This window comes from Accumulibacter sp., assembly GCF_023806565.1.
Classification (GTDB): domain Bacteria; phylum Pseudomonadota; class Gammaproteobacteria; order Burkholderiales; family Rhodocyclaceae; genus Accumulibacter.
In genome coordinates, this window is record NZ_JAMTDV010000009.1 from 1 (window position 1) to 6,838 (window position 6,838).

A 6,838-nucleotide genomic window follows, 5' to 3' on the forward strand; every position below is an offset into this window, starting at 1 on the left:
CACGGGCTGGGATCTCAAGGTGGCGGCCGAGGTGCACGTGGTTCCCGAGCCATCTCCGGAAGAACTCGCGGCGCTGCGCCGGGTGGACGAGACGGGCATGCTGCGACGGTAAGGCGAGGGGAGTACCTCGCGGACCCGGCGTTTCCGCCGGAGTCAGCGCGTCAGATCGCGAAGTCGAGGCTCGATAGTCGTGTCGCTGGCCAGCGTGGCGGGGCGGCCGCCAAGTCGTAGGACAGGTCGAAGAACTGGTTCGTACCGTCGTTGAGCAGCGTGAGCACCTCGGCTTCCCGCTTGGCCAGTTGGGGATTGCGGCGGTCGCGCGGACGCTCTGCGCCGACCATCACCTGACCGGTGATCCGCCCGGGGCGATCGGCCAGAACGATGACCCGGTCGCTGAGATAGACCGCTTCGTCGACATCGTGGGTGACGAGCAGAAGGGTCGTGCCGTGATGCCCGGCGACCGACAGCAACAGATCCTGCAGTCGCCGGCGGGTGAAGGCATCGACGGCGCTGAACGGCTCGTCGAGGAGAAGCAGCGAAGGCTGCGTGAACAAGCCGCGGGCAATCGCCACACGCTGCGCCATGCCGCCAGAAAGCTGTTTGGGGTAGGCGCGCGCGAAATCACTGAGCCCGACTTCGGCCAGCAAGCGAGTCACGTGTGGATCATTGCGGCCCTTGCGCCCGACATCGAAGGCAACATTTTCGGCCACCGTGAGCCAGGGCAGCAGACGCGGCTCCTGGAAGATCAGGCCGACGTCGCGCGAATGCAGGTGCGGCGGCTTGTCCCTGATGCGCACCTCGCCCTGGTAGCTGGTGTCGAGACCGGCGATGATGCGCAGCAAGGTGCTCTTTCCGCAACCGCTGGGCCCCACCAGACTGACGATTTCACCGGAGTCGATGCCGAAGCGGACCTTCTTGAGAACGCGCAGCGCCTGGAAATCCTTGGCGGCAACCGCCAGGTTGAGCAGATTGTGTGACATGGAATATCTCTCAGGACGAACGGCTGTCCACAACGTCGCGCCAGTCGAGCAGCCGATCTTCGAGCCAGCGCAGAAGGCTGTCACTGGTCTTGCCGAGCAGAGCCAGGACGATGATGGCGACGATGACCAGGTCGGCACGGCCGGTTTCGCGGCCGTCGGTCAGCAGATAGCCGAGCCCGCGACTGGCGGCAATCAGCTCGGCAGCAACCAGGAACATCCAGGACAGCGACAGGCCGGTGCGCAAGCCCGTGAATAGATTGGGCAGCGCTGCCGGCAGGAAGATGCGCGCAATCAGCCGCCAACCGGTCAGGCCGTAGATGCCGCCGACCTCGACCAGCTTGCGGTCCACGTTCTGAATGCCGGCGACGAAGTTGAGATAGACGGGAAAGAAGGCACCGATGGCGATCAGGACGATCTTCGGCGCCTCGTCGATCCCCAGCCAGAGCAGCAGCAGGGGTACCCAGGCCAGCGACGGAATGGCGCGCAGCGCCTGGAAAGTCGGGTCGAGCAAGGCCTCGGCCCGTCGCGACAATCCGACTGTCGCACCAACGGCGATGGCGAGCCCGGCACCGATCAGGAAGCCGATGAGAACGCGCAGACTGCTGATCGCGATGTGTTCGACGAGCATCCCGTTGCCGGCAAGCTCGACCAGCGTCGTCATCAATTCGGTCGGCGGCGGCAGCTGGTGCGCGCTGACCAGGCCGGCGCGCACGACCGCTTCCCAGGTGATGACCAGAATGGAAGGAAGCAGAAGACCCTCGCTTCGCCGGATCAACGCCCTCCTGTCGAAGCGCCTGGCAGGGACCATCACCGCCGAGGCCGGGCTGCCGACCTGGCTCATTGCCGCGTCTCCTCAGCGTACCACGACCGTGGCCCAGGTTTGAGGGCCAGGCTGGGCGGCGAATAATGGGCGCAGTCGACGCGAATCTCCTTCGGCGCTTCGCCAGCTCGGGAGACGCCGACGGCAGTGAGGAGGGCGACGGCGAGCACGGCGACGCGTCTGAGGACTTGGGACATCGGCATTCCTTGAATGGGTTCTGGTTTCGCGCAGACGGATGCTTGTCGGACGTCGAGAAAAGACAGTGCCAGGGTCCCGTTCGCAGCGACGAAAGGTAATCCGGCACGGCTCAGCCGGACAACGACGAAATCCTTCCAAGAATATCGATTGCCGGCGTATAAGCTTCTGCTGCGGCGATCAAACCGGCAAAGCCAGCACTTCGTGGCGTAGCTCCCGGAAGAAGCCAAGCCCCTGCGGCCACGGGCCGTAACCCGAGTCGACGTTGATGTGACCCGCGTCGCCGATATTCTGGTAGCTGCTGCCCCATACGTCCGCCCAGTGTTCGGCGACTCCGGGCTTCACCCACGGGTCGTTGTTGCTCGCCACGACGAGACTGGGAAAGGCCAGTCGTTCCTGCGGAAGTTCGGCCGCTCTGCCGAAGCGATCGGGATCGGCAGGCGCCACGAGCAATGCCGCACGGATGCGTTCGGCACGGACAAGACCGGCGCTGACTGCGGCAAGGCAACCGAAGCTGTGAGCAATGATCCACACCTGCCCGCCGTGGGAGTCGATGGCCTCGCGCACGCGTGCGGCCCATTCGACAAGACAGGGCCGCTCCCAGTCGGCCTGCTCGACCCTCGAGGCACCGGCGAGCTTGCTTTCGAACCAGGTTTGCCAATGGCTTGGCCCGCTGTTGCGCAGACCTGGCACGATGAGGATGGTCTCCATGGATTCGCCTCTTACGAGCGGCCGGCATTCCCGCTGATCGTCGCCCTGGCGCGCCGGGATGGGCGCTGGTCGACCAGCGCCGCCTCCGACACGCCGCCGGCGGTCCCGAAGAGGCTCGTTGGCAGGAGGATGTTCAGCAAGATCGTCATTTCACGCCACCACTTCGTCGTTCATGTACTTTCCTTGTTTCGCTCCGGCCAAAGCCGGCCGGCGCGGCGCCCATGATGCCGACGGCCACGGGCATCGAGAACGATTTTTGTCGGATAAGCAAATAGCGATTTCGCAGGTTCGTGTCGGTTGCCGAAAAAACGCGACCGACATGGTCGGTAAGCCGCTTCCGCTGCAAACGCTTATAAGAAATTCTTGCTTCGCCTGGCGGCGCCCCCTGTTTAATCTCACGGCATCCTTGATCGCCAATTCCCATGGGGTCCCGTGGTGGAATTTCAGCTTGCCCGCGTGTTCTCACCGCTTCCCGCCGCAGACAGTCTTTGCGCCCCGGCGAGCCAAGAGCCCCCGGGAGCGCACTGAGCGCCAGCGAGATGTCGCATTACGCCATACCAGAGGCGACTGGCGCCGGATCCTCCGGCGCGAATGATTCCCCCGCCTGCGAGCTGCAGGCGCATGGGCAACTGCCGACGATGCCGCGGAACGCGCTGAGAAAGGTGTTTGGTCGTCCCGATTTCACTCCGAGCGAGGTCGCTCTCCTGGGCCATCGGCGCCTGGAGCGCGCCGAGGGAATCGGACGAAAAAGCCTGGCAGCGATCATCGACTGGTTGCGATGTCAAGGCTACGAGCTTGCTGGCGAAAGCCGCGGTGCGCGGTCACGGGACTCGGCCGGCTCGCCGCGAGAGGTCAGGAAGCTGGAAAAGGCCATGCGCGTTCTCCAGACCCACGTTACACGATCCTCAAGAGTGAGCCGTTGGAGGATAGGGACACGGTCTGCGCCACCGCGGCAACGGTAACCAGCATCGCCGAATAAGCTAATAAGGAAAGATTCGTTCGCTGTCGAGCATGCCTTTCCTAGACTCCGTTCCATCGTCCCATTGAACGGAGTCCTCATGAACCTGAAACGCTTTCTTGTCGCCGTGCTGGCCAGTTCGCTGCTTGCCGGCGGCGCAGCCGGCGCCGAAATCTCCCTGCTGAATGTATCCTACGACCCCACACGGGAGTTGTACCAGGACTTCAACGCGGCTTTTGCCAAGTACTGGAAGGCCAAGGCCGGCGACAACGTCACCGTCAACCAGTCACACGGCGGCTCGGGCAAGCAGGCGCGCGCCGTGATCGACGGCCTGCAGGCCGATGTGGTGACGCTGGCGCTGGCGTATGACATCGACGCCATCGCCGACGCTGGGCTGATTCCGGGGGACTGGCAACAGCGTCTGCCGCACAACTCTTCTCCGTACTCATCGACGATCGTCTTCCTGGTGCGCAAGGGTAACCCCAAGGGGATCAAGGACTGGAGCGATCTGGTGAAACCGGGTGTGGCGATCATCACGCCGAATCCGAAGACCTCCGGCGGCGCTCGCTGGAACTACCTGGCCGCGTGGGCCTATGCGCTCGAACAGCCGGGGGGCAACGAAGCCAAGGCCAGGGAATTCGTCGGTCAGCTCTATCGCAACGTCAAGGTCCTCGATTCCGGTGCACGCGGGGCGACGACCACCTTTGTCGAGCGAGGCATTGGCGATGTCCTGGTGGCATGGGAAAACGAAGCCTACCTTTCGCTCAAGGAAGTCGGCGCAGAGAAGCTCGAAATCGTGACACCTTCGCTATCCATTCTGGCTGAACCGCCAGTCGCGGTGGTCGACAAGGTGGTGGACAAGCGTGGAACGCGCAAGGTCGCGCAGGCCTATCTCGAGTACCTGTACTCACCCGAAGGTCAGGAGGTGGCTGCCAAGAATTTCTACCGTCCGACGGACGCGCAGATTGCCGCCAGATATGCAAAACAGTTTGCCAGGATCAAGCTGGTCACGGTAGACAAGGTCTTCGGCGGCTGGCGGAACGCGCAGAAGATCCACTTCTCGGATGGTGGCGTCTTCGACCAGATCTACGTTCCCGGCGGCAAGCGCTGACCTGCGGACCCGGACACAGCGAAGCGGGTGGCCCTGGCCATCCGCTTTTTCTTGATAGCGATGGTGAATTAGCTTTTCACGATTCAGTATTTCCCATGCCGGGCCCACGCTCTTAGATTTCGCGCAGCAAATGCTGCAACGCAACAGACACAAAGAATGAATCAAGGTTCCACTTTCAGGAGACAGACATGGGCAGCCTGAAGCGCTTCAGCCCTCTACCCGGGTTCGGACTGGCCATGGGTTACACCCTGGTCTATCTGACCCTCATCGTACTCATTCCGCTCACCGCGGTGGGAACCAGGACCCTGACGATGGGTTGGGAAGCCTTCTGGACCGCTGTCAGCAGTCCTCGGGTCGTTGCCTCGTATCAACTCAGTTTTGGCGCCTCGCTGCTCGCGGCCGGCATCAACGTCGTGTTCGGCCTGATCTTCGCCTGGGTGCTCGTGCGCTACCGTTTCCCCGGCAAGCGCCTGATCGATTCGCTGGTGGACCTGCCGTTCGCCTTGCCGACCGCCGTTGCCGGCATTGCCCTGGCGACGATCTACTCGGAGAACGGCCCGGTCGGCAAGTTGCTCGAACCCTGGGGTATCGAGATCGCCTATACGCCCAAAGGCGTCCTGCTGGCGCTGGTCTTCATCGGCCTGCCTTTTGTCGTGCGGACGGTGCAGCCGGTGCTCGCCGATGTCGAAAGGGAAGTCGAGGAAGCCGCCGCCGGCCTCGGTGCCGCACGCTGGCAAACCTTCCTGCGGATCATCCTGCCGCACATCGCTCCGGCACTCTTGACCGGCTTCGCCATGGCCTTCGCCCGGGCAGTGGGCGAATACGGCTCGGTCATCTTCATCGCCGGCAACGTGCCGATGATCTCCGAAATCACGCCGCTGCTGATCATCACCAAGCTCGAACAGTACGACTACCCGGGCGCCACTGCCGTGGCCTCGGTGATGCTGGTCTTTTCCTTCGTCCTTCTGCTGATCATCAATGCGCTGCAGGGGTGGATGCAGAACCGTTACACCAAGGGATCCTGAGATGAGTACGAGCATTGCACTGCACGCCGGGAATCTCGAACGTGAAGAAACGATCAGCACCCGCGAGCCCACCTGGGTCAAGGTGGTATTGATCGGCGTGGCGTTGACCTTCTTCGCAGTTTTCTTGCTCTTGCCCCTGGGAACGGTCTTCGCCGAGGGTCTGCGCAAGGGCTGGGGCGCCTACCTGGCAGCGCTGACCAGCCGCGACGCCTGGGAGGCCATCAAGCTGACCCTGATCACCGCCGCGATTGCCGTCCCCCTCAACCTGGTATTCGGCGTGGCGGCCGCGTGGTCCATCGCCAAGTTCGATTTTCCGGGCAAGCGCCTGCTGATCACCTTCATCGACCTCCCCTTCTCGGTATCTCCCGTGATTTCAGGCCTGATCTACGTCCTGCTGTTCGGCGCCCAGGGCTGGTTCGGCCCCTGGCTGCAGGAGCACGACATCCAGATCATCTTTGCAGTGCCCGGCATCGTGCTGGCGACCGTCTTCGTCACTTTCCCGTTCGTTGCCCGCGAACTGATTCCGCTGATGGAAGCGCAAGGCGGCGAGGAAGAGGAGGCGGCTGTCGTTCTCGGCGCCTCCGGCTGGCAGGTGTTCTGGTACACCACGCTGCCCAACATCAAGTGGGGGCTGCTGTATGGAGTGATTCTCTGCAACGCCCGTGCAATGGGCGAGTTCGGGGCGGTGTCGGTGGTCTCCGGGCATATTCGCGGCCAAACCAACACCATGCCCCTGTATGTCGAAGTCCTTTACAACGAATACAACTACGCGGCCGCATTTGCCGTAGCTTCGCTGCTGGCCTTGCTGGCCATTGTCACGCTGGCGCTGAAAACGCTCGTCGAAAGGCAGACGCGCCGGCAGTTGCAGGAAATCATCGAACGGGCATGACGGTTCCAGAAGCCCCCAATAATGAAAGTCATGCCCGTTTCCCTCACCCCCCGACCCCTCTCCCGCAAGCGGGCGAGGGGAGGTTCGTGAGTCGCTGAGGCGACTTTCACATTAAACTTCCGGAGAATGAGCCATGAGCATCGCCATCC

Annotated in this window: 8 protein-coding genes; 3 read left to right on the forward strand and 5 right to left on the reverse strand. The window is 62.9% G+C overall.

All coding sequences use genetic code 11. The features are described from left to right. Positions 1 to 161: 161 nt before the first annotated feature. The 5 genes from NFV80_RS00825 to NFV80_RS00845 all read right to left on the reverse strand — a co-directional run bounded on the left by NFV80_RS00825 (position 162) and on the right by NFV80_RS00845 (position 2,855). A complete protein-coding gene (locus tag NFV80_RS00825; RefSeq protein ID WP_296757514.1) occupies positions 162 to 980 on the reverse strand; it encodes an ABC transporter ATP-binding protein in 819 nt (272 codons plus the stop codon). Between the two features lie 10 nt (positions 981 to 990). Next, entirely contained in the window at positions 991 to 1,788 is a 798-nt protein-coding gene (locus NFV80_RS00830; protein ID WP_295326414.1) for an ABC transporter permease, read from the reverse strand. A gap of 29 nt (positions 1,789 to 1,817) precedes the next feature. Then, entirely contained in the window at positions 1,818 to 1,997 is a 180-nt protein-coding gene (locus NFV80_RS00835) for a hypothetical protein (RefSeq protein WP_295326410.1), read from the reverse strand. A gap of 178 nt (positions 1,998 to 2,175) precedes the next feature. Further along, on the reverse strand, positions 2,176 to 2,706 hold the full coding sequence (locus NFV80_RS00840) for an alpha/beta hydrolase (protein ID WP_295326408.1): 531 nt from the start codon (positions 2,704 to 2,706) through the stop codon (positions 2,176 to 2,178). Between the two features lie 11 nt (positions 2,707 to 2,717). Then, on the reverse strand, positions 2,718 to 2,855 hold the full coding sequence (locus tag NFV80_RS00845; RefSeq protein ID WP_295326406.1) for a hypothetical protein: 138 nt from the start codon (positions 2,853 to 2,855) through the stop codon (positions 2,718 to 2,720). 909 nt (positions 2,856 to 3,764) lie between these two features. Here NFV80_RS00845 and NFV80_RS00850 point away from each other — a divergent pair. The 3 genes from NFV80_RS00850 (at position 3,765) to cysW (ending at position 6,689) form a co-directional block, all read left to right on the forward strand. Continuing rightward, positions 3,765 to 4,775 carry a sulfate ABC transporter substrate-binding protein gene (locus NFV80_RS00850; protein WP_295326403.1) on the forward strand — a complete coding sequence of 337 codons (1,011 nt, stop codon included), beginning with the start codon at positions 3,765 to 3,767 and terminating at the stop codon, positions 4,773 to 4,775. Between the two features lie 188 nt (positions 4,776 to 4,963). Further along, the gene (gene cysT / locus NFV80_RS00855) at positions 4,964 to 5,800 is read left to right on the forward strand and encodes a sulfate ABC transporter permease subunit CysT (protein ID WP_295326401.1); all 837 of its coding nucleotides are present in this window, start codon (positions 4,964 to 4,966) and stop codon (positions 5,798 to 5,800) included. Between the two features lies 1 nt (position 5,801). Then, on the forward strand, positions 5,802 to 6,689 hold the full coding sequence (gene cysW, locus NFV80_RS00860) for a sulfate ABC transporter permease subunit CysW (RefSeq protein ID WP_296757518.1): 888 nt from the start codon (positions 5,802 to 5,804) through the stop codon (positions 6,687 to 6,689). The last annotated feature ends 149 nt before the right edge of the window (positions 6,690 to 6,838 follow it).